21 protein-coding genes are annotated in these 22131 nt (G+C 69.1%); 16 read left to right on the plus strand and 5 right to left on the minus strand.

Annotated elements, in window-relative coordinates:
• Positions 1 to 4 precede the first annotated feature (4 nt).
• Positions 5 to 1039: an NAD-dependent epimerase/dehydratase family protein gene (locus tag IU450_RS04135; protein WP_195148383.1), complete on the plus strand. Its 1035-nt coding sequence runs from the start codon at positions 5 to 7 to the stop codon at positions 1037 to 1039.
• Here the strand turns inward: IU450_RS04135 and IU450_RS04140 are convergent.
• A complete protein-coding gene (locus tag IU450_RS04140; protein WP_195148384.1) occupies positions 1017 to 1580 on the minus strand; it encodes a dTDP-4-dehydrorhamnose 3,5-epimerase family protein in 564 nt (187 codons plus the stop codon). The genes IU450_RS04135 and IU450_RS04140 overlap by 23 nt on opposite strands.
• 14 nt (positions 1581 to 1594) lie before the next feature.
• Here IU450_RS04140 and IU450_RS04145 point away from each other — a divergent pair, with 14 nt between their 5' ends.
• Positions 1595 to 2698 carry a class I SAM-dependent methyltransferase gene (locus IU450_RS04145; RefSeq protein WP_195148385.1) on the plus strand — a complete coding sequence of 368 codons (1104 nt, stop codon included), beginning with the start codon at positions 1595 to 1597 and terminating at the stop codon, positions 2696 to 2698.
• Between the two features lie 215 nt (positions 2699 to 2913).
• Here the strand turns inward: IU450_RS04145 and IU450_RS04150 are convergent, their stop codons facing one another.
• Complete coding sequence (locus tag IU450_RS04150) at positions 2914 to 3732, minus strand: glycosyltransferase family 2 protein (protein ID WP_195148386.1); 819 nt, start codon at positions 3730 to 3732, stop codon at positions 2914 to 2916.
• A gap of 260 nt (positions 3733 to 3992) precedes the next feature.
• Between IU450_RS04150 and IU450_RS04155 the strand changes: the two genes are divergently transcribed.
• The 10 genes from IU450_RS04155 (at position 3993) to IU450_RS04200 (ending at position 16459) form a co-directional block, all read left to right on the plus strand.
• Complete coding sequence (locus IU450_RS04155) at positions 3993 to 5066, plus strand: glycosyltransferase family 4 protein (RefSeq protein ID WP_324197543.1); 1074 nt, start codon at positions 3993 to 3995, stop codon at positions 5064 to 5066.
• Positions 5063 to 6193, plus strand: a complete 1131-nt coding sequence (locus IU450_RS04160) for a glycosyltransferase family 4 protein (RefSeq protein WP_195148387.1) — start codon at positions 5063 to 5065, stop codon at positions 6191 to 6193. The genes IU450_RS04155 and IU450_RS04160 overlap by 4 nt, the downstream gene beginning before the upstream one ends.
• A 158-nt stretch (positions 6194 to 6351) precedes the next feature.
• Positions 6352 to 7605, plus strand: a complete 1254-nt coding sequence (locus IU450_RS04165) for a lipopolysaccharide biosynthesis protein (protein WP_324197544.1) — start codon at positions 6352 to 6354, stop codon at positions 7603 to 7605.
• 2 nt (positions 7606 to 7607) lie between these two features.
• The gene (locus IU450_RS04170; protein ID WP_195148388.1) at positions 7608 to 8624 is read left to right on the plus strand and encodes a CgeB family protein; all 1017 of its coding nucleotides are present in this window, start codon (positions 7608 to 7610) and stop codon (positions 8622 to 8624) included.
• A 50-nt stretch (positions 8625 to 8674) separates the two neighbouring features.
• The gene (locus IU450_RS04175) at positions 8675 to 9994 is read left to right on the plus strand and encodes a hypothetical protein (protein WP_195148389.1); all 1320 of its coding nucleotides are present in this window, start codon (positions 8675 to 8677) and stop codon (positions 9992 to 9994) included.
• Entirely contained in the window at positions 9970 to 11250 is a 1281-nt protein-coding gene (locus IU450_RS04180) for a Wzz/FepE/Etk N-terminal domain-containing protein (protein WP_195148390.1), read from the plus strand. Before IU450_RS04175 ends, IU450_RS04180 begins: the two co-directional genes overlap by 25 nt.
• Positions 11247 to 12605, plus strand: coding sequence for a glycosyl hydrolase family 28-related protein (locus IU450_RS04185; RefSeq protein ID WP_195148391.1), 1359 nt, complete (start codon positions 11247 to 11249; stop codon positions 12603 to 12605). The genes IU450_RS04180 and IU450_RS04185 overlap by 4 nt, the downstream gene beginning before the upstream one ends.
• Positions 12602 to 13936, plus strand: coding sequence for a GNAT family N-acetyltransferase (locus tag IU450_RS04190; protein ID WP_195148392.1), 1335 nt, complete (start codon positions 12602 to 12604; stop codon positions 13934 to 13936). Before IU450_RS04185 ends, IU450_RS04190 begins: the two co-directional genes overlap by 4 nt.
• A gap of 64 nt (positions 13937 to 14000) precedes the next feature.
• Entirely contained in the window at positions 14001 to 15368 is a 1368-nt protein-coding gene (locus tag IU450_RS04195; protein ID WP_195148393.1) for a glutamate-1-semialdehyde 2,1-aminomutase, read from the plus strand.
• Positions 15365 to 16459, plus strand: a complete 1095-nt coding sequence (locus IU450_RS04200; protein ID WP_195148394.1) for a glycosyltransferase — start codon at positions 15365 to 15367, stop codon at positions 16457 to 16459. The genes IU450_RS04195 and IU450_RS04200 overlap by 4 nt, the downstream gene beginning before the upstream one ends.
• 73 nt (positions 16460 to 16532) lie before the next feature.
• Here IU450_RS04200 and IU450_RS04205 read toward each other — a convergent pair whose 3' ends face one another.
• Positions 16533 to 17837, minus strand: coding sequence for a helix-turn-helix transcriptional regulator (locus IU450_RS04205; protein WP_324197522.1), 1305 nt, complete (start codon positions 17835 to 17837; stop codon positions 16533 to 16535).
• Between the two features lie 95 nt (positions 17838 to 17932).
• On the opposite strand from IU450_RS04205, the gene IU450_RS04210 reads away from it, so the two are divergent.
• Complete coding sequence (locus IU450_RS04210) at positions 17933 to 18295, plus strand: hypothetical protein (RefSeq protein ID WP_228833934.1); 363 nt, start codon at positions 17933 to 17935, stop codon at positions 18293 to 18295.
• Positions 18296 to 18323: 28 nt separating this feature from the next.
• Complete coding sequence (locus IU450_RS04215) at positions 18324 to 18560, plus strand: hypothetical protein (protein ID WP_195148396.1); 237 nt, start codon at positions 18324 to 18326, stop codon at positions 18558 to 18560.
• Between the two features lie 284 nt (positions 18561 to 18844).
• Here the strand turns inward: IU450_RS04215 and IU450_RS04220 are convergent, their stop codons facing one another.
• Positions 18845 to 19672: a helix-turn-helix domain-containing protein gene (locus tag IU450_RS04220; protein ID WP_324197523.1), complete on the minus strand. Its 828-nt coding sequence runs from the start codon at positions 19670 to 19672 to the stop codon at positions 18845 to 18847.
• Positions 19673 to 19757: 85 nt separating this feature from the next.
• Between IU450_RS04220 and IU450_RS04225 the strand changes: the two genes are divergently transcribed.
• On the plus strand, positions 19758 to 20621 hold the full coding sequence (locus IU450_RS04225; RefSeq protein WP_195148397.1) for an NAD(P)H-binding protein: 864 nt from the start codon (positions 19758 to 19760) through the stop codon (positions 20619 to 20621).
• 105 nt (positions 20622 to 20726) lie between these two features.
• The gene (locus IU450_RS04230; protein ID WP_157114654.1) at positions 20727 to 21071 is read left to right on the plus strand and encodes a hypothetical protein; all 345 of its coding nucleotides are present in this window, start codon (positions 20727 to 20729) and stop codon (positions 21069 to 21071) included.
• Positions 21072 to 21607: 536 nt separating this feature from the next.
• Here the strand turns inward: IU450_RS04230 and IU450_RS04235 are convergent.
• A complete protein-coding gene (locus IU450_RS04235; protein ID WP_195148398.1) occupies positions 21608 to 22003 on the minus strand; it encodes an ectoine synthase in 396 nt (131 codons plus the stop codon).
• Positions 22004 to 22131: the final 128 nt, after the last annotated feature.

Below are 22131 nucleotides of genomic sequence, written 5' to 3' on the forward strand. Positions count from 1 at the left end.
AACGATGCGAGTCCTGGTCACCGGGCATCAGGGATACCTGGGCACCGTCATGGTCCCGATACTGCGAGCCGCCGGGCACGAAGTCGTCGGGCTCGACACCGGCTGGTTCGCCGACTGCCTGCTCGGTGAGTTCTCCGGCGACCCGGCGGGCCTGTGCCTCGACCTGCGATCGGTGGAGATCGATGCCCTTCGCGGCATCGATGCGGTCGTCCATCTCGCCGCGCTGTCCAATGATCCCCTGGGCGCGCTGGCGCCGGAAGTCACCCACGAGATCAACCATCGCGCCTCGGTGCGTCTGGCTCGGCTCGCGAAAGAAGCCGGTGTGTCCCGGTTCCTGTACGCCTCCACCTGCTCGGTGTATGGCGCCGCCGGAGACGAGCTGGTGACCGAGTCGGCGCCGCTGCGGCCGATCACCCCGTACGCCGAGTCGAAGGTGCGGGTCGAAGACGATGTCGCGGCGCTGGCCGACGACGACTTCGTTCCCGTCTTCCTGCGCAATGCCACCGCATTCGGATTCTCGCCTCGTCCTCGCGCTGACATCGTGCTCAACAACCTCGTCGGACACGCCGTCCTCACCGGTGCGGTCAAGGTGCTCTCCGACGGCACGCCCTGGCGGCCGCTGGTCCACGCCCGCGACATCGCGGCGGCGTTCGAACGCTGCCTCACCGCACCGGCGACGGCCGTCGCGGGCCGGGCGTTCAACATCGGCACGGAGCGAAACAACCTCACCGTGGCCGAGATCGCCGAGTCGGTGGTGGCCACCGTGCCGGGTTCGCGACTGCTGATCACCGGGGAGACCGGGGCCGACCCCCGCTCCTACCGGGTCGACTTCTCCGCCGCCCGCGCAGTGCTCGGTTTCGAGGCGCAGTGGTCGGTGTCCGACGGCGCCGCCGAACTCTACCGCGAATACACCGAGCGTGGCCTCACCCAAGAGGACTTCGTCCAGCGATTCACCCGGCTCGCGCGGCTGCAACGGCTGCGAGCGTCCGGCGCACTGGACCCGGGACTGCGCGCGGTCACCACGCCGGTGACAGGGTAGCCCGCAGATGGCTCCATCGTCCGGCGTTCGCGTCGCGATCCGACACCACCGTCACCGGCAGCGGCCAGGCGATCCCCAAGTCCGGATCGTCGAAGGCGACGCTGAGATCTTCGGCGGGATCGTGCGGCCGATCGATGCGGTAGCACACATCGGCGGTGTCGGTGAGCGCTTGGAATCCGTGCAGAAAGCCCGGTGGCACGTACAGGTGCCGGAACTCCTCGTCATCGAGCCGGAACGACTGCGTCCGGCCGAACGTCGGCGACGACGGCCGGATGTCGACCAGCACGTCATACACCGCGCCGTGTGCGCAGCGGACCAGTTTGGCCTCCCCACGCCCGGACCGGCCGTGCATGCCCCGCACCACCCCACGGCGCGACCGGGATTGCGAGTCCTGCACGAAACCGGCCGAGATCCCCGGAATCCCCAGATGGGAGTCGAATTCGGCGGCATCGAAGGTCCGAGTGAACAGGCCACGGTCGTCCCGGACGGGCTCTGGGACCAGCGCCACCACGCCGACCAGGCCGGTCTGCTCGATACGCACACCGACATCGTGCCATGACCGGCCGCTGCCGCGCCTGCTCCGGCGCCGTTCTGCACACCGTCCTCGATCTGGGGACGGTGCCCGCAGCCGATGATTTCCCGCCCGCGGTCCGGCCGGTGACACCGGCGGAGACCACGCATCCGCTGCGGATGGTGCGGTGCCCCCACTGCGAGCTGGCGCAGCTCGCCGAAGACGACACCGTGGCCGCCGAGCCCCGCGGCATGGAGCCGCGGGCCCTCCGCGATCAAGCGGCCGATGCGATTGCCCGGGTCGACGCCGCCGGCCTGCTGCGCGGCCGCACGGTCATCGAGTTCGGCAGTCCGCACGGTGGTTCTTGGCTGCCGTTGCTGGCCCAGCGTGGCTGCACCGAAGCGGACGCGGCGCACGCGGACCTGGTCGTGGACTGTTTCGGCATCATGCACGAACCCGACCAGCGGGCCGCATTCGCCGCACGCGCCACGGCCACCGCACCGCACGGGCTGCTCCTGCTGCAGTACCACTCGCTGGCCGCCATCGTGGCACAGCGGCAGTGGAACGCGTTGCGGCACGGGCATTTCGCGTACTACTCCCTGCATGCGCTGACCATGGCGCTCGCCGCCGCGGGCATGGGCGTGACCACCGCGTGGGAGTTCGACCTCTACGGCGGGACGGTGCTGGTGGCAGCTCGGCGCGGCCCTACCGAGCCCGACCACACCGTGCGCGAGATCCTGGCCCGCGAACGCGAACTCATCACCCCGGAATCGCTGCGTCGGCTCCAGCGATTCGTGGACGATCACGTGCGCGCGCTGCGGAACTGGCTGATCGATGCGGCCGCGGCACAGCAGCGCGTCTACGCCTACGGCGCCGCGTCCCGAGCGGTTGCCCTGCTGTCGCTGGCGGGCGCGCACCAGGGACTTGTCGCCGGAGTCGCCGACGCCGCGCCCGCCAAGCGGGGACGCCGGATGCCCGGCACCGACATCCCGATCATCAGCCCGCAGGACCTGATCGCGGCAGCGCCCGACCGAGTGCTGTTGACGCTGCCCGACCTACTGGATGAAGTGTCGACCGGACTTCCGGAACTCGACGGTCGCTGGTACGTCGACGATCCCCGCGGACCGAGAGAAGGGGGGCGTGGATGACGGGCCCCCGACCCGGTGATTCCTACCCGACAGCGACAATCTCCGGGCCGCACCCGGCCAGCAGATCCCGAGCGAGGACAGCCGTACCGATGAACACCACCCCTCGGATGCGCCGACTTCAGCCGTATTCGCCGGCCTGCTCGGTCGCACCGGCCACGGCCTCGATGGTGTGATCGGTGGTGGCCACTTCCGGACAGCAGCAACCGCGGTCTTGTTCAGCGGCCGACCGCGGCCCGCGCGCGCACCCGCAGCCGCGTCCCCAACGCGCGGACCAGGCGCAGGTCACCGGCCAGCACGTCGGACGGACCGACGAGTTCCGGGTGATCTACGCCCAGCCGATGGTGGAATCGCAGCTGTTCGGTGAGCTTGCTGCGGGTCGATGTGCGACTGCACAGGTTGAACGTGGAGTTCCGCCAGGCGGCCACGATGTCGCCGAGCCCGACGAAACCGCCGCGGCTGCCGACGCGGGCGAACAGGTCCACATCCATCGGGAATACGAGGTCGCCGCGCAGTCCGCCGACGGCGTCGTAGTCGGTACGCCGGAACATGGCGGCTGCGGTGGGGCCGAATTCGGCCGCCCCGCGACGCACGATCACCCGGGCCAGATGGCGGCTGCCGTGCCGGCCGATCAGCTGCGGCAGCCCCAGCCCGGTCTCGAGGATGTCGCCGGACTCGTCGATCACGTCGAACTTGCCCGCGCACAACGCGATCGCGTTGTCGTCGAACACCGCCGACTGCGCGGCGAGGGCGCCGGGACGCAGAACGTCGTCGGCACAGACCACTTTCACGAGGTCCCCGGTGGATTCCCGGATCGCCCGGTCCCAATTCGCGCCGATCGGCAGTACGCGATCATTGCGCAGGACACGCACCCGCGGATCGCGCCGCGCCCGCGCGATGTCACCGGTGCGGTCGGTGCTCGCGTTGTCGAGGATCACGACCTCGAAATCGAGATCTTGGGCCAGTACCGAATCCAGGGTCGCGGACAGCGTTCGTTCCGCGTTGTAGGCCGGCACGCACACCGACAGTTTCCGCATCGCCAGCCGCCCCTTTGTCAGAATCGCAATCGGACATTGCCTCGTAATTGCCCAGACTATGCCATATTTCGCTCCGAGACGGCATCGGGGCTCGTAATGTCCGGTGCTGAATATCGGATACCGCGCGTCTGCGTGAGAAGGTCGAATCCGGTGGTCGACCCGATACCTCCCGGCCGCGAACGAGTTCGGCAGACGGCTCCACGGTGCGGCCCGCTGGATGCGGGGATCGGGTCATGAACAGCGCTTCCGGCGCGGTGAAGGTGCACATGACCGGATCGGAATGGTTCGGCGCCGCACCCGGCGGCCTGGGCCGATACTTCATGGACTTGCACGGCGCATTGCTGGACGTTCCCGGGATTTCGTTGTCCGCCGCCGCATTCGGCCGGCCCGACCGGACGGTTGCCGGTGCCCGGTCCTGGGGGCCGGTCGGCGGGTCGACACTGCGCCGCGCACGCACCGCGTTCGGCGCTCGCGACGCGTTGGACCCCGGCACCATCGTGGATCGCCACTTCTGCCTCTACGGCCCGGCGGCCAGGGACCGGCGTGGTCGTCGGCTACCACTGGTCGTGCATTTCCACGGTCCGTGGGCAGCGGAAAGCCGAATGCATGGACAACATCCCGCCGCGGCCTTCGCCAAATACCTCATCGAACGTTTGCGGTACGTTCGCGCGGATCGTTTCGTCGTGCTTTCCGAACACTTCCGCGCTTTGTTGTCCGACGACTACCGCATCGCGTCCGATCGCATCGAGGTGATCGCGCCCGGAGTCGATCTCGCCCGGTTCCGAGCTGCCCCGGTCCCCGCGGCCCCGCCGGTCGTCCTGTGTGTGCGGCGGCTGGAGCGCCGGATGGGGATCGATGTGTTGCTGCGCGCGTGGCCCGGGGTGCTCGCCGAGCACCCGGAGGCTCGTCTGGTCATCGTCGGAACCGGCAGCGCGGAGGCGGATCTCCGGCGCGCCACCGAGGGCGGGCTCGACGGCAGTGTCGAGTTCACCGGCCGAATTCCCGACCATGAGCTCGCCGCCCGATACACCTCCGCCGCGCTCACGGTGGTGCCGACGGTGGCCCTGGAGGGATTCGGCCTGATCGCCCTCGAGTCGCTCGCCGCGGGCCGGGCGCCGGTGGTCACCCGGTGCGGTGGTCTGCCCGACGCCGTGCGGGGCCTGGACCCCTCGCTGATCGTGCCGCCCGGCGACCCCACGGCGCTCGCGGCTCGGATCAGCGCGGCGATCTCCGGCCGTCGGCCGACGCCGGAGCAGTGCCGCGCCCACGCGGAGACCTTCAGCTGGCATGCCGCCGCACAGCGGCACGCCGCGCTGTATCGGGAGCTCGCATGACTGGGCCCGCCGTCTTCCTCGGCCACACCGCCGCGCCGTCCGGAGCCGAATTGGCCACCCTGCGGCTGCTGCGCACGCTGCGCGCGCATGGCACCGACGTGGCGCTGGTGTGCACCGAGGACGGCCCGGTGATGGCACGCGCCCGCGACGCGGGGATCGACACCCGCGTCGTGACAGGGCGATTCGACAGCCGGGCGATGACCACCGGGTCCGGCCCGCTGCGGCTGATCACCGGGTTTCTCGCGTTACTGCGGCTGGGCTGGACGGTCGGGGCCACGGTCCGCGACTTGGGCGCTCGGGTGCTGGTCGCCGAGAGCACCAAGGCGCTGGTGCTGGGAGCGGTCGCGGCCCGCCGCGCCCGGGTGCCGCTCGTCTGGCAGGTCCACGACCGAGTGTCCCGGGACTACTTCGGCCTGCTCCCTGCCACCACTATCCGGCTGCTGGCCGCTTTGTTCTGCCGGGGATTGCTCGCCAACAGTCACGGCACCCGTGCCACACTGCCCGCGCGCATCCCGGTGGTCGTCGCCTACCCGGGTGTCGCCCTGCCCGCCACACCACCGCCGCCCCGAACTCGCGCGGCCGCCGAGGCGGTCGTGGTCGTCGTGGGACGGCTGAGCCCTTGGAAAGGCCAGGACGTGTTCCTGCGTGCCCTGGCGGCGGTGCCGACCCGGCCTGCGGCGGTGTATATCGTCGGCGGGACGTTCTTCGATGAACAACCGTTCCGGCAGCACTTGGAACAACTCGCTGCCGAACTCGGTCTGGCCGTGACATTCACCGGTCACGTCGACGACCCAGACCGGTATCTCGCCGAGGCCGACATGCTCGTGCACTGCTCGGTGCTGCCCGAGCCGTTCGGGCAGGTGGTGGTGGAAGGCATGGCCGCGGGCTGCGCGGTGATCGCGACGGCGCCCGGCGGCCCGGCCGAGATCATCGCCGACGGGCGTACCGGCCGACTGGTGCCCGCCGGCGACGAAGCCGCTCTCACCGCGGCTCTCACCGAACTGCTCGGCGATCCGGCCGCGCGCGCCGAGATCGCCGCCGCAGGCGCCGACCGCGCCCGCGACTTCGACCTCGGCACCACGGCACGGGTGGTCGCCCGCTTCCTCGACGAGGTGGCGCCGCCGTGACCGAACCCGATTACCTCGCCACGCTGACCACAGACGTCTTCCCCCGGGTCGAACTGCCCCGGCGTCCCGGCGGGGTGCACCGTCGCGCCGACGGGGCTCGCGGGCCGGGAGGCGGTGGCGCGCACAGCAAGCCGAGCCGATTCGAGGTACTCGGCGATATCGCGCTGGTGAGTTTCGGCAGGTACGGGCAGTACATCGTCACGGTCGTCACCGTGCCGCTGATCGCCCGGGTACTCGGCGCCCACGGCCTCGGCCTGCTCGCCATCGGCATGTCGGCCTACTTCATCGGCTCGCTCGTCGTGGATCTGGGAGTCACGCAGTTCCTATCCGCCCGCGTGCCGGAGATCAACGCCCGCAGGGACACCCGGTTGCGGGAGATCAACCAGCTGCGTGGCGACTATCTGGCCATCCGTCTCGCCACGGCGACGCTGTTCGGTGTCGCGTTCGCCGTAACCTCGGCCCTACGCGCGCCCGAAGCCGCGCAGATGGTGCTGCTCGGCCTGTTCGCCGGTGGCTTCTGGTCCCTGTCGGAGGACTGGCTGCTGATCGGTGAGGGGCGGTTCGGCACCTCCACCGCGTATCAGACCATCGGCCGGCTGTGCTATCTCGGGCTGCTGGTGGGTCTGCTTCCTCAGCTGCCGAACCCGCACATCGCCCTGCTGTGCCTTTTGCTGTCCTCCGTGCCGACGGTGGCACTGACATGGTGGGATGCCTGGCGCCGGTACGGGTCGCCGGCCCGTCCCCGCTACTACGGCGTCGTGCTGCGCCGCAGCGCGCCGGTGTTCGTCTCCCGGTTGCTGGTCACCGGCTACGGACAGGGCGCGGCGACGCTGTACGCGGCCGTGCTCGACGCCGTCTCGCTGGGCCTGTACTCGGCCGGCGACCGCCTGGTGCGCGCGGTCCAATCCCTGCTCGACGCCATCGGCTTCGCGCTGCTGCCACGGATGGCCAGGCGCGGCGACCATCTCGGGTTCTGGCGGCACAGCATGCAGGCGCTGGCCGTGACCGTCGCCGTCGCCGCCCTCGCCGCGGCGGGCATCTGGCTGGCCGCGCCCCTGCTGATCCGGCTGGTCTTCGGTACCGAATTCGCCGCGTCCACCGGCCTGTTGCGGATCGAGGTGCTGATTCTGCCCGCCACGACGGTCACCTCGTTCATCACCACGGCCATTCTGCCGGTGCGCCAGGACACCACCGGGGTCCTGATCGGCGCGCTGCTCGGGACGCTCGTCGCCATCGGCGCACTGCTGCTGACCGTCTGGACCCGCTCGGTGCACACCTTGGTCTACGGCCTGCTACTGGCCGAAATCACCGTCGCCACCTGGCATCTGCTGCGAGTGCGGTTCCTGGCCCACCGCGACCGCGCCGAAGCCGACACCGTACCGCTGCCTGTCGTGCCCCGGAGGGAGAACTGACCATGAGAATTCTGTTCGTCGGCGACGACTGGTTCGGCAGCAACGCACGTTCGCTGGCCGACGGTTTCCGTCAGGCAGGCCACGACGTGCTGGTGGTCGACTCCACACCGGTGACGCTCCCGGCCAGGCTCTCGCCCCCGTGGGTGTACGCGAAGGCGACCGGTCGGCGCGACCGGCGCACGGTCGAACGAGTACACACCCAGATCGAACGCAACGCCGCCACGTTCCGGCCCGACATGCTGTTCGTGTTCAAGGGAATCCATCTCGATCAGCAGCGACTGCTCGATGTGCCCGCCGCACTGCGCGTGCACTACAGCCCCGACGACGTGTCCAACCCTGAGAACCTCACCGATGCCTACCTGGCCGCGGAAGCGGGCTGGGACCTGATCGTCACCACCAAACAGCACAACGTGCCGGAGCTGCGGGCGCGTGGCGCCCGTGCCGCCGAGTTCGTGCTCAGCGCTTACGACCCGGCCTGGCATCATCCGGCTGCGCGCCGCGGCGCGGGTGACTATCTGGTCGGCTTCATCGGAGTGTGCAGGCCCGACCGCCGCGCCGAACTGGTGTCCCTGGCACGCCGCTACGGACCGCGTCTGCTGGTTCGCGGCCCCGGCTGGCGCCGCGTTCCGGAGTTGCGCGCCACCCGCGCCGTCGTCGGCGGCGCGGTGTACGGCCCCGGGTATTCGGCCGCGATCGCCGCGGTGACAGCCAATCTGGTGCTGCTCAACTCCGGCAATCGCGACACCCACACCTGCCGTACCTTCGAGGTGCCCGCGGCCGGAGGATTGTTCGTCGGTGAACGCACCGGCGAACACACCGAACTGCTGCGCGACACCGTCGAGTGCTTCCTGTTCGACGAGACCGACGAACTGATCTCGATACTCGACTGGGTCGCCGCCCATCCCGAGCGGGCGGCCTCGGTCGCGGCGGCCGGGCACCGGCGGATCACCGATGAGGGGCACCGTTACGTGGATCGCGCCCGGCAAATCGTCGGCCTCGCCGCGGAGGTACGGCGCTGAACGCCTACACCGATATCGCCGCCGTCGCGGCCGCGCTGCTCACGGTTGTCGTGGCGGCACTGTGGATTCCCGGCATCGCCCGGGTGTTCTTCATCGCGCAGGCTCTGTTCTGGTCGCTGTCCTACGTGGCGCGGCCGCTGGTGCTGCTCGCGGTGCGGCCGGACCCGCACTACGGCGACAACATCTCCGATCCTCGGTTGGCCGATCTGGGATACGACCGCGGGATCGGTCTGGTGCTCGACCACGTCGTGTTCGGCTTGTGGTGCTATGCGCTGCTGGTGCTCGGTTACGCGCTCTGGCGGCGGCGGCACCCGCCTCGCCCCGTCCCGGCCGCGGTCGCGGACCTCGACGTGATGCCGACGCTGCTGGTGCTCTACGCGCTCGGGCTGTTGGGTCGGGCGGCCTCGGTGGCCACCGGATCGCTGGGCACTGCGGGTGAGGTCAGCAGCGGCAACCCCCTGCTCAGTTTTGTCGCCACGTTCGCCGGGATCGCGGCGCTCGGGATGATCGTCTTCCTCCGACCGGCCCGGCCGCAGACCACGGCGCTGGTGCTCGGCGCGCTGCTCGCGGGCGAGCTGTACTGGTCGTCGGCCGTGCAGTCCAAGACACCGATCCTCGCCGCCGCCCTCGCGCTGGCCGTCCGGTTTTCGATGCTCGGCTGGAACCGGCGCACCACGATCGGTGTGGCACTGATCGGCGTGCTCGGCGTCGCCGGATTCGGCTGGCTGCAGTCGTTCAAGAATTCCGGTACGGCCGTGCTGGACGCTACCGTCGTCGACTCCCGCTACCCGGAGAACGTCCGGCCGTTCCTGAGTATCCTGCGGCGCTTCGACCTGCTCGAAGCCGCCACCGACGCCTACTTCGTCGGCCCCGGCGGCTGGCTGTCACCCGGCGAAGTAGTGCACCACGCGAGCCTCAGCCTGATCCCGGCGCAGGTGCTCGGCGCCGAGAAGCTCCAATCCGGCACGGCTTGGGCGAACGACGTGCGTGGCGCGTCAGTGGATATGAGCACCGTGTCGGTGTCCCTCGCGGAGGGCAACGTGAACGAAGGCTATCTGCTCGGCGGCGAGGCGGGCGTGTTCGTCGCCGTCTTGTTCACCTTCGTACTGCTGCTCGCCTGGGAGCGATCGCTGTACTCCCGGTTCTTCCCGGTCCTGGTGCTGGGGCTTGCGGTCACCGGCGCCTCCACCCTGTTCGAACGCGGCATCCTCGGCAGCTTCGAGAATCTCGGCAAGTTCGCCCAGTCGGCCGTGTTCGCCTGGTTGCTCCATCTGATGGTCACGGAATTCCGCCGCCGCCCGACGCCGCTCCCGGCACCGGCGCACGCTTCAGCAGTTACGAAGACATGGGGTCGCAGTTCATGGGTTTGATCGACATCTGGCACATCGTTCGGCGGCGGTGGGTGCTGATCGCCGCGCTCGCGCTGACCGTCGCGGCGGCCGCCGTCTGGTACGCCTCGTCGCGGGCGGCGACGTACGTGGCCAGCAGCACCATGTACGTCTCGATGGCCACCGGTACCTCGGTCAACGACTCCTACCAGGGCGGCCTGGCGGCCCAGCAGCGCGTGCGGTCCTATCTCGAACTGGCCACCAGCGCCGCGGTCGCGGAGCGGGTCGTCCACGATCAAGGACTCAGCGAATCCCCGGACGAGTTCCGCGGCCGGATCACCGCGTCGTCGCCGCCCGCCAGCACGATCCTCGAGATCGCGGTCTCCGCGCCCAGCGCACAGGCCGCGCGTGATCTCACCGACGCCACGGTCGCCCAGTTCCGGGCCTTGGTCGACGGACTCGAGTCCATCGAATCCGGCGCTGCTCCCGCCGCCCGCGTCTCGGTCGTCGACCGTGCCCGACTACCGGCCGCTCCGGCCGGTCCCGGGGCGAGCCGGTTCGTCGCTCTCGGCCTGTTCGGCGGACTGTTACTCGGCTTCGCCGCCGCATTCCTGCGGGAACGCACCGACCGGCGCATTCGCACCAGCGGCGACCTCGCCGATGTCGCGCCGGTTCCGGTGTTCGCCGCCTTCGACGACGGTGAATCCGCCGCCGAGACAGCCCGGCGGCTGCGCAATCACCTGCGGGGCGCTCAGACCATCGAATGCACCAGCATCACCGATCGATCACGCTCGGAGGTGGCGCACACTCTGGCACTGGCCTTCGCGGATGCCGGTCATCCGGTGATCCTCGTGGACGCCGACACCTCCGGCGATGGAAGCTCCGGCGCGATGCCCGGTCCGGGCCTGACGACACTGTTGCGCGGTGGCGTACCCCTGGACCGGGCGATCACCGACGACTGGGGCGGGACCGGGGTCGCGGTGCTGCCGATCGGGCACATCGAGCGGGACACCTCCGACCTGATCGCTTCGGAGCACTTCGCTCATCTCATCGCCGATCTGCGAGAGCGTTACTACCGCGTGGTCATCGAGACCGCACCGGTCGGCTACGCCGCCGATGCGGTCGCCGTGGCGCCGCTGTCCGACGCCGTCCTCGGCGTCGCCGATCTCGGCAGACTCACCGGACCGCAGTTGCGTGCCGCCCTGACCGCGTTCGGCACGGCCGGGCCGACCGGCGTGGTCAGCCACCGCACACCCGGTTCGGCGGTGGACCGGCTGGTGGGAAGGATGAAGGTATGAGCGACGACTTTCTCCGGCGGCGCCGCTTGCTCGCCGCGACTCTGGGTGCGGCGGCCGCGATTCCGCTCACCGCCGCCTGCGCCACAGCCGAGCCGGACGACCCGCAGTTCCGATCGCCCACCACCGATGCGCCCGCGGCACGCAACGTCCGGGACTTCGGAGCCGTCGGAGACGGTATCGCCGACGACACCAAGGCCTTGGCCGCAGCCGTGGCCGCGGACCCGAACGGGCCGCTGGTGCTCTACCTGCCCGCTGGGCACTACCGGGTCGAGTCGCTACCCGATCTGCCGGACTACGCCACGATTCTCGGCGACGGCGCCGACGTCACCACGATCGTCTACGCGGGCAACGACACTCTGGTGCGGTTGCGCAAGCGCAGCCGGGTCCGTTTCACCAGGCTGGGCATCTTCACCACAGGTCCCGGCTCGACCGCGGTCGACCTGTCGGAATGCTTCCGCTGCTCCTTCGACGCGGTGGTACTGCGCGGCAACCATCTCAGCGACAACCATCCGCAGTACCTGAACCAGCGCGGCGTCGTGTTGCGCGACAACACCGGCGGCACCGCCTTCATCAACTGCGATATCAACAACTTCGGAATCGGGCTGACCACATCCTGTATCCAGAACTACGTCACCTCCTCGAAGTTCACCAGCAATCACACCGGCGTCCTCGGCACCGGCAACGACCACAACGCCGGGCTGGCACTCACCAACGTCGAATTCGTCTCCGACCAGAACCCGCTCACCACCGACCGCCACCTGCGGATCGACGGCGCCGCAAACGACTGGTGGCTGACCAACGTGTGGTTCGAAGGAGCCGAGGTCGCCCTGTCGGTCGGCGAGAACGGGCGCGGTGGACCCGCGCAGTTCGGCATGGTCAACGCGAAGGTCGCGGCCCGCTCGGTCGGGCTCGAACTGAACTACTGCCGACAGCCGTATCTGGCGAACGTGATCTTCGACGCGGAGTCGCAGCCGCCAGGCATCCCGGTGCGCGTCGATCCGGCCGGCTGTCCGGAAGGCACCGCGCTCGGATTGATCTCCGGCGTCACCGACGACATTCCCGGCGGGGTCTTTCCGGCCGGGTGGACCGTCATCGGCCGCAAGGGCATGCGCACTCCGCGCTTCACCGGCACCTTGGTGTCCCAAGCGGGGCCGCACGGCGCGGACATGTTCCAGGCACAGAGCAGCGACGGCGCTGTCCGCGCGGCGGTGACCGCCGACGGAAGCTGGGTTTGCGAGCACGCCGACAACGGTCCCGTGCTCAAGGCGCCCGACGGCGGCTACTGGCGGCTCACCGTCTCCGACGACGGGAAGCTGGGCACCGTAGCGCTCGGCAGGAAGCGTCCCGGCGGATGACCCGACGACGGCACCGCCGCACCGAAGCGCAGCCCACCATCACCGGTCCCCTCGGAACGGCGATCCGGTTGCGGCCGCCGCGTTTCGACGACTTCGCCGAGTGGCGGCGGATCCGGCTGCGTGATCGCGCGATCATCGAGCCCTACTGGGTCAGTTCGGCGCAGGACTGGCACGCCCGCCACACCGCCCGCCACTGGGCGCGGAAATGCCTCGACAACCGGGCCGGGGCTCGCGCCGGGCGGTCGGTGAGCATGGTCGTCGAGGTAGCCGGTCGATTCGCCGGGCAGGTCGAACTGTCCTCGATCGATGCGACGGCCCGCAGCGCGGAGCTCGGGATCTGGATAGGCTCCGCCGTCGCCGGCGGCGGCATCGGTGGCCTCGTGCTGGCCATGATGGTGGACTTCGGATTCGACAGTCTCGGTCTCATGCGGGTCACCGCACCGATCGCACCCGGCAACATCGCCGCCGCCAAGATCGCGGCCGCGGTGGGCCTGCGGTACGAAGCCCGGATGAGCACCTATTTCGATGCCGGTGGTGCACGCCGCGACCACGAATTGTGGGCGGTGATCCGCGCCGATCGGCCCGAATGCGGGTTCGCGGCCGCGTATCTGGCCCGGCAACGCATCCGCCCGAAGACGACGCAACTGCCCGCCGCCCCTGCCGTCCCGCGCAGGCCGCCCCTCTCGAGCGTCGCAGCCGCGCATCTGCGGTTCCAGTTGTCCCGATCGCGCCGGGTGGTCAGGTGGCTGCGTGGCAGCGCCGTCATCGCCCTCACCGGCTCCGACGCCCACGGCCGGGTGCTGATGCGATCCCGCCGGGCCTCCGACTACCGGCGCTGCCGCGCGGCCCGCATCCGCAATCGCGCGACGCTGGCACGTGACCCGCATATGTCGCCCGCCGCCTGGCTGCGCCGACATTCCCTGCGCCAGTGGCTGGCCGAACTCGCCGAAGCCAGGACCGGCCTGCGTTCCCGGCCAGGACTGACGCTGACGATCCTCGATGACGGCCGCTTCGTCGGGGAAGCCCGGCTGCACGGGCTGGACATGTTCGATCACAACATCCGGCTCAGCGTCTGGACCGATGCCTCGGCCCGCCCGGAACTCCGCGCCGAGGTGCTCCGCCTGCTGGTGCGCCATGCGACCGAACGGCTCGGAATCCTCCGCATCGCCACCGCGATCCCGGTATCCGACCTCGCCGCCGCGGCTGCGGTCGCCGCGGCCGGGTTCACCGAGGAGGGGCGGATGCGCGGGCACCTCGATGTGTTCGGCCCCCGCGGCGATCACGACCTCTGGGCGTACAGTCATTCGCCCGGCCCGGCCGCCGCCGGATGACGCGCCGACCCGGCACCGCTGTGCTATCCCGGCTTCCCCGACCGCACCGCGAACGGAGCACCAGATGAACCCGCACCCCGACGTCCCACCGCACCACGGGTTCGCCCGCAGCAATGCGCTGCAGCGTCGGTTGCACGAGCTGGTGCCCGGCGGCGCTCACACCTACGCCCGCGGAGCCGACCAGTATCCCGAGCAGATGGCGCCGATACTGGTGCGCGGCAACGGATGCAGAGTGTGGGACGCCGACGGCAACCAGTACGTCGAATACGGAATGGGCCTGCGTTCGGTCACCCTCGGTCATGCCTACGCACCGGTCCTCGACGCCGTGACGACCGCCATCGCCGACGGAGTGAACTTCAGCAGGCCTACCGAGCTGGAGCTGCTCGCGGCCGAGGACTTCCTGGACCTCGTCCCCGGTGCGGACATGGTCAAGTTCGCCAAGAACGGCTCCGATGCCACCACCGCCGCCGTTCGGCTGGCCCGGGCCGTGTCCGGCCGCCAGCGGATCGCCGTCTGCGAGCAGCCGTTCTTCTCGGTCGACGACTGGTTCATCGCGACGACACCGATGTCGGCAGGCATCCCCGATCACGTCGGCGCCGAAACGGTTCGCTTTCCCTACAACGACATCGACTCTCTCGCCGCTCTCCTGGCGGGCGACACCGTGGCCGCGGTCGTCATGGAAGCGGCTACCGCGACGGCGGAACCCGAGATCGGCTACCTCCAGGCGGTGCGCGCCCTGTGCGATCGGCACGGCACCTTGCTGGTATTCGATGAGATGATCACCGGATTCCGCTGGGCCCCTGGCGGCGCCCAGTCCGTCTATGGCGTGACTCCCGACCTGTCTTGCTGGGGCAAGGCCATGGGTAACGGATTCCCCATCTCGGCGCTCGCCGGACGACGCGAATACCTCGAGCGGGGCGGCCTGCGCACCGGCGCCGACCGCGTATTTCTGCTGTCCACCACGCACGGCCCGGAAACCAGCGGGCTCGCGGCCTTCCGTGCGGTGGCCGCGGCCTACCGGACCGGCGATCCGATCTCCCGCATGGAAGCGGCAGGCGCCGCGCTGGCGGCCGGATTCGCGGCATTGGCAGACGAACTCGGCATCGGCGATCACCTCCGGGTCCGCGGTCGCTCCTCGTGCCTGATCTTCGAAACCCTCGATTCCCACGGAAAACCCTCCCAGGCATTCCGCACGCTGTTTCTGCAAGAACTGCTTCAACGCGGAGTGCTCGGGCAATCCTTCGTCACCTCGGCGGCACACGACCACGACGCGATCGCCGCCACCTTGTCGGCTTGCGCGGACGCGGCCCAGGTGTATCGGACCGCCCTCGAACGCGGCACCGTCGACGGACTGCTGCGCGGACGATCGGTCGCTCCCGCACTTCGCCGCACCGCCGCACCCCGACAGATCGAAGCGAGCACATCTCGATGACCGCACCCCGCATCGCCATCGTCCACGAACGGTTCACCGAATTCGGCGGGTCCGAAGCCGTGGTGGGCGAGTTCGCCCGCACCTGGCCTGGCGCGGACATCTACGCGCCGATCGTCATGCCGAGCGGAATCCGCCTGCCCGTCCAGCACGTTCACGACACCTGGCTCTCCCGCGCCCACGCGCTGACCCGTGGCCGGCACGCCCCTCTGCTCCCGCTCGTCCCCCGGTCCCTGCGCCGGATGCCGTTGCGAGGCTATGACGCCGTGGTCGTCAGCCACCACTCCTTCGCCACTCAGGCCGCACTGGCCACCGACGCCCCCGTGATCGCCTATGTGCACAGCCCCGCCCGATGGGCCTGGGATCGAGAGTTCCGCATCCGCGAAGCCGGTGGACGGGCCGGCCAGTTCGCCCTCGGTGCCGTGGGCGCACTGGCCCGCCATGCCGAGCTGCGCGCCGCCCCGCGCCTGGCCCGGGTGATCGCCAACTCGACCGCCGTCGCCGACCGGATCCGCGACTGGTGGGGCTTGACCGCCACCGTGATCAATCCCCCCGTCGATGTCGACCGTTTCACCCCCGATCCCGCACGTGCCCGGGAGGACTTCTTTCTCTACGCCGGTCGCCTCGTTCCCTACAAGCGCGCCGATCTTGCCATCCGAGCCGCTCGACTCGCCGGGAAACGGCTGGTCGTGCTGGGCGACGGGCGCTTCCGGTCTCAGCTCGAAGCTCTCGCCGGGCCCGAGACGACGTTTCTGGGCGCCACCTCCACCGACACGCTGCGGGAGATGTACCAACGCTGCCGAGCCCTGCTCATGCCCGGCGTGGAAGACTTCGGCATCGTCCCGGTCGAAGCCATGGCCTGCGGTACCCCGGTGATCGCCCTCGGTGCCGGCGGCGCACTCGACACGGTACGACCTGGCACGACAGGCGAACACATCGCTCCGGGCGCCGACCCGGACGTCGTCACCCGCCTGGCCGCGGCGATGGCGGACTTCGACAACGCCCACTACGACCCCCACGTCATCCGCGCCCACGCGGAAACGTTCGCACCACCCGCATTCCGGGCACGAATGGCCGCATGCGTCGATGTGTGATCGGCCTCGTATCGAATGGCCGGACGCTGGCTCGGCAAAAGTGATATGCCTAGCCGCATGGTGATCGAGGCGATCAGTGAGACCCGCTCGCATGGCTGTGGGAGCCGGTGAGCATTCCCCGTACTTCGGCGATCCGCCGATCCAACCGCGCCGAGTGGGCGGTGGCGGCTGCCGTCTCCGCCTCTCGAATGGTGGCGCGTGCTGCGTCCAGTTCCCGCTTCTTCAAGAAGGACTCCGCGAGCCAGGTGCGATACAGGGCAACTTCACGGGCTCGGTCGGCCGAAAGTTGCCCGATCGCACGGGAAAGCAGTGCGCTCGCCTTGGCCGGTTGGCCCAGCTCGACGAAGCACCTGCCCGCCATGACGTCTATCTCGGTGCGGTCCATCCAGTACACCCACTCGGGCTCGGAAATGTCGGATGACCTGCGATCATACGATTCATCGACCGCATCGAGCGCCCGTTCGGCTCCCTCGCGATCTCGCGAGCGCGCGCATGCCCACGCCAAGCGATCCGTCAGCAAGGAGCGGACTACCGGGGGCGCGTCCGTCGCGCCTTTGACGGCGGTGCGAGCGAGCAGCGTCGCCTCGCTGGGATTCCCGACATTGGCGATCTGGTAGCTCAGACTCGACAGAAGTTGCGCCGTCAACACCCGGTCTCCGGCATCATCGGCGGCGGATGCGCCGCTCAGATAAAGCCGCTGCGCGTCGTCGTATCTGCCCGCGTCGCTGGCCACCCACCCGGCGAGTTGTGCCAGTTCACCCGCGACCGTCAGCAGCCGCTTCCCGACTCGATCGGAATAACTGCATTCCGTGATGATCTTCCGAGCGCTTTCGAACTCCTGCAATACCAGCGGGAACAAGTCCTCGCCACCCACGCTGTCATCCAGATGCCGAAGTTCGACCACACGTCGTTCCATCTCGGTCGCCAGCTCGTCCCCGACGCGCCGACCAGCGGAGGCATGTGTCTTGGGTGCGGATTCTCCCACCAGCCATTCGTGTGCGACTCGGATCGGGTCCGGTGATGGTGCCATCAGGGCGCTGATCGGAATGTTCAGCGCTCGCGAGTAGCTGATGATGTGCTCGTGCTTCACATCGCGCTGCCCGTTCTCCAACATCCCGAGCAGAGACTTGCTGTAATTGGTCTTCGCGGCGAGCGCCGCAAGGCTCACTCCTCGGCTCAGCCGGGCAGTTCGAAGCAGAAATCCAGGATTTTCCATCGAGCCGACGCACCCCCGCTTCTGTGGACGCTTGTGGACCGCAAACCGATTCCGCGCCTGACCTATTGGTCCGAGACTACTACGTAGCGCCTGGTAGAGGCCGGTCCGAATCGTGAGAGCGGGGGTTATCGATGGAAACGCATGGAGACACACCACGGTCACGGTGCCTGTTCTACCGGCGGGAGTGCGGCCTCCCCGCTGTGGTCGACCCGCCGGAACTCGGGTCGATCGTCATGCGAGCGGGGTCGGTGTGGGCGATGACGATGCCTACTCGCCTCGGGCAGTCGGTGAAAGCGCACATGCAGAACAGAGGCGTTGCGTTGGGACCGATCGTGGGGCATCCGCGTTCGGGGCGGTGGACCTTCCTCATCCAGCCTGATCTGCCCGATGACGTGCGGTTGTTCGCCGAGTTGTTCCGCATGGACGTGGCGGTCGCGCGGGCCGGAGCGACGATCGCGCTGCCTTCGCCTACGGCCTCGGCCGGGGCCATCCGGCAGTGGATAGTCCCGCCGCGCAACGCCTTCAAGCCATCAGGCGCGGCTGTGGTCGAGGCCGTTCGGGCGTGGGCGGATCAAATGCCGCGTACTCGGCGCGGGTCGGGGACATCTCATGTCGGATGACTTCTCTCGCGCTCGGCGGTTCCTCCGCGTGGAGGAGTTGCGGTCCCGGCTGGCGCATGACAACCCGAAGTGGGTGGTTACCAATCCCGCGAATGCCAGGAAGGCGCTCGAACTGCACTACAACTGCGACTACTCATCGTGCGCGACGCTCGTCGCGGCGGTGATCGTCAGCCGCGAGGACTACCGGTACTTCCGCCGCACTGAGACGAATGCCGCTGTGACCGTGGGCGATTTCGCGACTCACTCCTTGGGGTCAGGTGCGTGATGTGCGGCGATCCCTGCGCGAATCCATCGGACGACGTGCACGTGAGTGTGTTCCTGCACGGTCTGCGAATGGATTTCGCCGCATGCGTCACGGCGGCGATGACATTCGCGCGCGAATGGCGGCACGCCCATTACCCCGACGCGGTCGAAATCCTTCCGGACGGCGCAGAAGGCTTACCCCGCCTCCCTTGCGAACGTCTATATTGCGAGCGAGCGGCACGCCAGGTCAGTGGAGGCAGGTAAGTGCACTGCCCTCGACGGGAAACGAACGCGATGTTGCCCCGATCAGCGCAAACGGGTGAGTGCGCGGCACGGAGAAGGGGCCGGGACCTCACCTCGGAGGTAGGAGGTGGGTGGGACGCCCATCAGGTTGCGGAAGTCGGCTGTCATGTGGGACTGGTCGTAATAGCCCGTGCCGGTGGCGATATCGGCCAACGACGCGTCGTCGGTCCGGGACAGGACCCGGCGCACTCGATCGATGCGCGCGAAGTGTTTGGGGGAAACGCCTATTCCGTTGGTGAACAGATTGCGGAGTTGGCGTTCGCTGACGGAGAGTCGCGCGGCCAGCTCGGTGACCGAGAGTGGGTGGTCGGCGGCGATGGCGGCTACGGCGGTGGTGAGCAGTCCCCGGCGGGCACGCTGGGCCGGATCGTCGGGGATGCGGCGCGGCAGCTCGTTCTCCAGGTATGACACGACCTCGTCGTGGTCGAGTTCGATCAGCTCGGCGGCCAGGTGCGCGACCGGGCCGGGCAGGTCGTCCAGTCGCAGTACGCGATCGGTGAGGTCGGCCGCCGAAACGCCGAGCAGCGCGGGGACCGCACCGGGGGCCAGCCGCAAGCGGACACAGCCCGCGGGTTTGCTCGCGCGCGAGTAGCTCGCCTTGGTCTGCGGCCCGACGACCAGCGCGACACGATGGTCGCCGCCCGCTCCGCGCTCGGTGCGCAGCACGATCGTGGTGGCCGTCTGCGGCACATGCGCGAACGGCTCCGACAGGTCGAGCACGGTCGGGATGCGGCCGAGCTCGGCCAGCCACGGCCGCAGCGACTCCGGCGCTGGCTCGGACGTCTCGACCAGCTCGGCCGTCACGACTGGCGGGCGCAGCAGGGTGGTCACCGCATCCACTGTAGGCAGCCGCACGCTCCGCAGGTGTGCCGGAATTTCCTAGAGACCTGCGCGAACGCCCGGCACCGTGGTCCACATGATCGTGATCACCGGTGCTACCGGCACCATCGGGAGTGAAATCATCCGGCAGCTGAGCGCGCGCGGGACCGCAATCCGTGCCGTCACCCGCGACCCGGACCGAGCCGAGGTCCCAGCAGGGGTCGAAGTGGTGCGCGGCGACTACACCGACCTCGCGTCCATGGCGAAGGCGATGGCCGGTGCGGAGGCCGCGTTCGTAGTCGGCGTGCTGGGGCCGGAGTATGTGGAACTCGACCGTGCGCTGATCGCCACGGCGCGGGACGCGGGAGTCGGGCGAATCGTCAAACTTTCCGCCATCGGCACCGGCGACAGCGGCCTCGGCCGCGTCGGCACCTGGCATCTGCCCGGTGAGCAGGCCACGCGCGAGAGCGGGGTCGACTGGACCGTTCTGCGCCCCAGCTCCTTTGCCTCCAACACCCTGAGCTGGGCCGCCGCGATCCGGGCCGGACAACCGGTGCCGAACATGACCGGCGACGCCGCTCAGGGTGTCATCGATCCCCGTGACGTCGCCGGAGTCGCCGTCGAGGCGCTGATTTCCGCCGACCACGCCGGCCGCGTCTACACCCTCACCGGGCCGGAATTGCTTACCACGCACGACCTGGCCGCGACTTTGGCTACCGTCACCGGCCGCCCGGTGGATGTGACCGATATTCCCGAAACCGAAGCGCGGGCACATATGCTCGCGTCCGGAATGTCCGTCGAATTCATCGAGGGTGCGCTGGCGGGGCAAGCATATGTGCGCGCCGGGCACAATGCGATCGTCACCGCCGACGTAATCGAAATTCTCGGCCGTGCGCGAACTTTCGCCGAATGGGCCGCCGATCACGCGAGTACGTTCGCGGCCGCCGACAGCACACCGTAGGCTGCATGTGATCAGTGCCACATCGAATTGCCGAACGATGCCCGCTCGGCAAAGGTGACATGACCGGCTGAACGGCCGGTGTGCTTACACGAAAAGGACATTCGGATGCGTCAACGGGTCATGACGGTCTTGGTAGCGGTTGTGGCAGGCGGGTCTGCCGCCGCGTTCGGCGGGGCGAGCGCGTCCGCCGTGGCGGTGAACCCTTTCCCGGGCGGCACGGAGGTCTACTTCGACAACAATGAATCCGCGGCGATCGCGAACCTGAATCTCGGACCGGCGCTGAGCCAGGTGGCCGTCGCTTGGTCGCCGGGCGCGAAAGCGCTGCTCGGCGAAGGGATCACCGAGCATGCCCGGTGGGCGGGCGAATCCCCGACCGGCGGAGTGTCGATCGAGGTTTACGGGTCGTTCCTCCAGCCCTCGCTGGTCACGGTCACCACCCTGCGCGGCTGACCTTTCCGTTTCGGATTTGGTGTGCCAGGGGTATGCTCGCCCATGGCATTATGCGCATGCGTTGCCGGAATTCGCTGTGCTCGAGCGTAGGGCTCGGCCGGCGGCGGCGAGCAAGCACGCGGCGAGACATCTGGTCACCGGATGCCGCGCGAGCCGCGCCGCGCCTTCGGTGATTGCCGACATGGAGACCTCCTGGCGGATGCCCGGACGGGACGACACTACGTGTGCCGTCCCGTCCGGTGTTTCGTCATCATTCTGAGTAAGCCGGGGACTGAGCGGCCATTTCCTGGGCGATTGCCGCTGCGAAGGCGTCCACATCGGCCTCGGTGGTGTCGAACGAGCACATCCAACGGACCTCACCGGTGCGCTCATCCCAGATGTGGAAGCGGAACCGCGTCCGCAGTCGCTCGGTGACCTCCCGGGGTAGTACGGCGAAAACGGCGTTCGCCCGGACCGGCCGCACGATCGGGCGTTGTTGTCGCTGGCGAATCCGCGGAGCGGCTCGCCCTCGTGGCCGGGCTCGGGAACGCTGTCGCTTACCGGTCCTCCTCGGTCAGCAGCGGGAAGGCGCCGTTCTCGTCGTGGACCTCGCGGCCGGTGAGGGGCGGGTTGAACACGCAGACCGCGCGGAACCGGGTATGGGCGCGCAGGGTGTGCCGCTGGTGAGCGTCGACGAGGTACATCACGCCGGGCTCCAAGCGGTGCGTCTCCCCGGTCTCGTCGTCGACCACTTCACCTTGTCCCTCGATCACGTAGACGGCTTCGATGTGGTTGGCATACCACATCTCGAGCTCGGCGCCCGCGTCGACCACGGTGTCGTTCACGGAGAAGCCGATCCTCTCGCGGGCGAGCACCAGGCGACGGCTGTTCCACCCAGGGCCCTGCACGTCGCGCTCGGTGCCGATGATCTCTTGCAGTGAACGGACGATCATGGATTTCCTTTGTTCGTGCTCGGCCGGTGGCTCGGCGCGGAGCGTTTCCTGCGAACACCACAGATCATGGCTGCCTACGCGACCCGCCCGACAGTGGCAGAAATGCCCCGTATCGTAAAAATGGCGCC

Origin of the sequence: Nocardia abscessus (assembly GCF_015477775.1) — a bacterium.
In the GTDB taxonomy this organism is placed as follows: domain Bacteria; phylum Actinomycetota; class Actinomycetes; order Mycobacteriales; family Mycobacteriaceae; genus Nocardia; species Nocardia abscessus_A.

Coding starts and splice junctions, on each gene's coding strand:
- IU450_RS04180 (WP_195148390.1), top strand. CDS start 9,970: ATGGGGTCGCAGTTCATGGGTTTGATCGACATCTGGCACATCGTTCGG.
- IU450_RS04145 (WP_195148385.1), top strand. CDS start 1,595: ATGACCGGCCGCTGCCGCGCCTGCTCCGGCGCCGTTCTGCACACCGTC.
- IU450_RS04160 (WP_195148387.1), top strand. CDS start 5,063: ATGACTGGGCCCGCCGTCTTCCTCGGCCACACCGCCGCGCCGTCCGGA.
- IU450_RS04135 (WP_195148383.1), top strand. CDS start 5: ATGCGAGTCCTGGTCACCGGGCATCAGGGATACCTGGGCACCGTCATG.
- IU450_RS04200 (WP_195148394.1), top strand. CDS start 15,365: ATGACCGCACCCCGCATCGCCATCGTCCACGAACGGTTCACCGAATTC.
- IU450_RS04150 (WP_195148386.1), bottom strand. CDS start 3,732: ATGCGGAAACTGTCGGTGTGCGTGCCGGCCTACAACGCGGAACGAACG.
- IU450_RS04185 (WP_195148391.1), top strand. CDS start 11,247: ATGAGCGACGACTTTCTCCGGCGGCGCCGCTTGCTCGCCGCGACTCTG.
- IU450_RS04210 (WP_228833934.1), top strand. CDS start 17,933: ATGACGATGCCTACTCGCCTCGGGCAGTCGGTGAAAGCGCACATGCAG.
- IU450_RS04195 (WP_195148393.1), top strand. CDS start 14,001: ATGAACCCGCACCCCGACGTCCCACCGCACCACGGGTTCGCCCGCAGC.
- IU450_RS04235 (WP_195148398.1), bottom strand. CDS start 22,003: ATGATCGTCCGTTCACTGCAAGAGATCATCGGCACCGAGCGCGACGTG.
- IU450_RS04230 (WP_157114654.1), top strand. CDS start 20,727: ATGCGTCAACGGGTCATGACGGTCTTGGTAGCGGTTGTGGCAGGCGGG.
- IU450_RS04190 (WP_195148392.1), top strand. CDS start 12,602: ATGACCCGACGACGGCACCGCCGCACCGAAGCGCAGCCCACCATCACC.
- IU450_RS04170 (WP_195148388.1), top strand. CDS start 7,608: ATGAGAATTCTGTTCGTCGGCGACGACTGGTTCGGCAGCAACGCACGT.
- IU450_RS04225 (WP_195148397.1), top strand. CDS start 19,758: ATGATCGTGATCACCGGTGCTACCGGCACCATCGGGAGTGAAATCATC.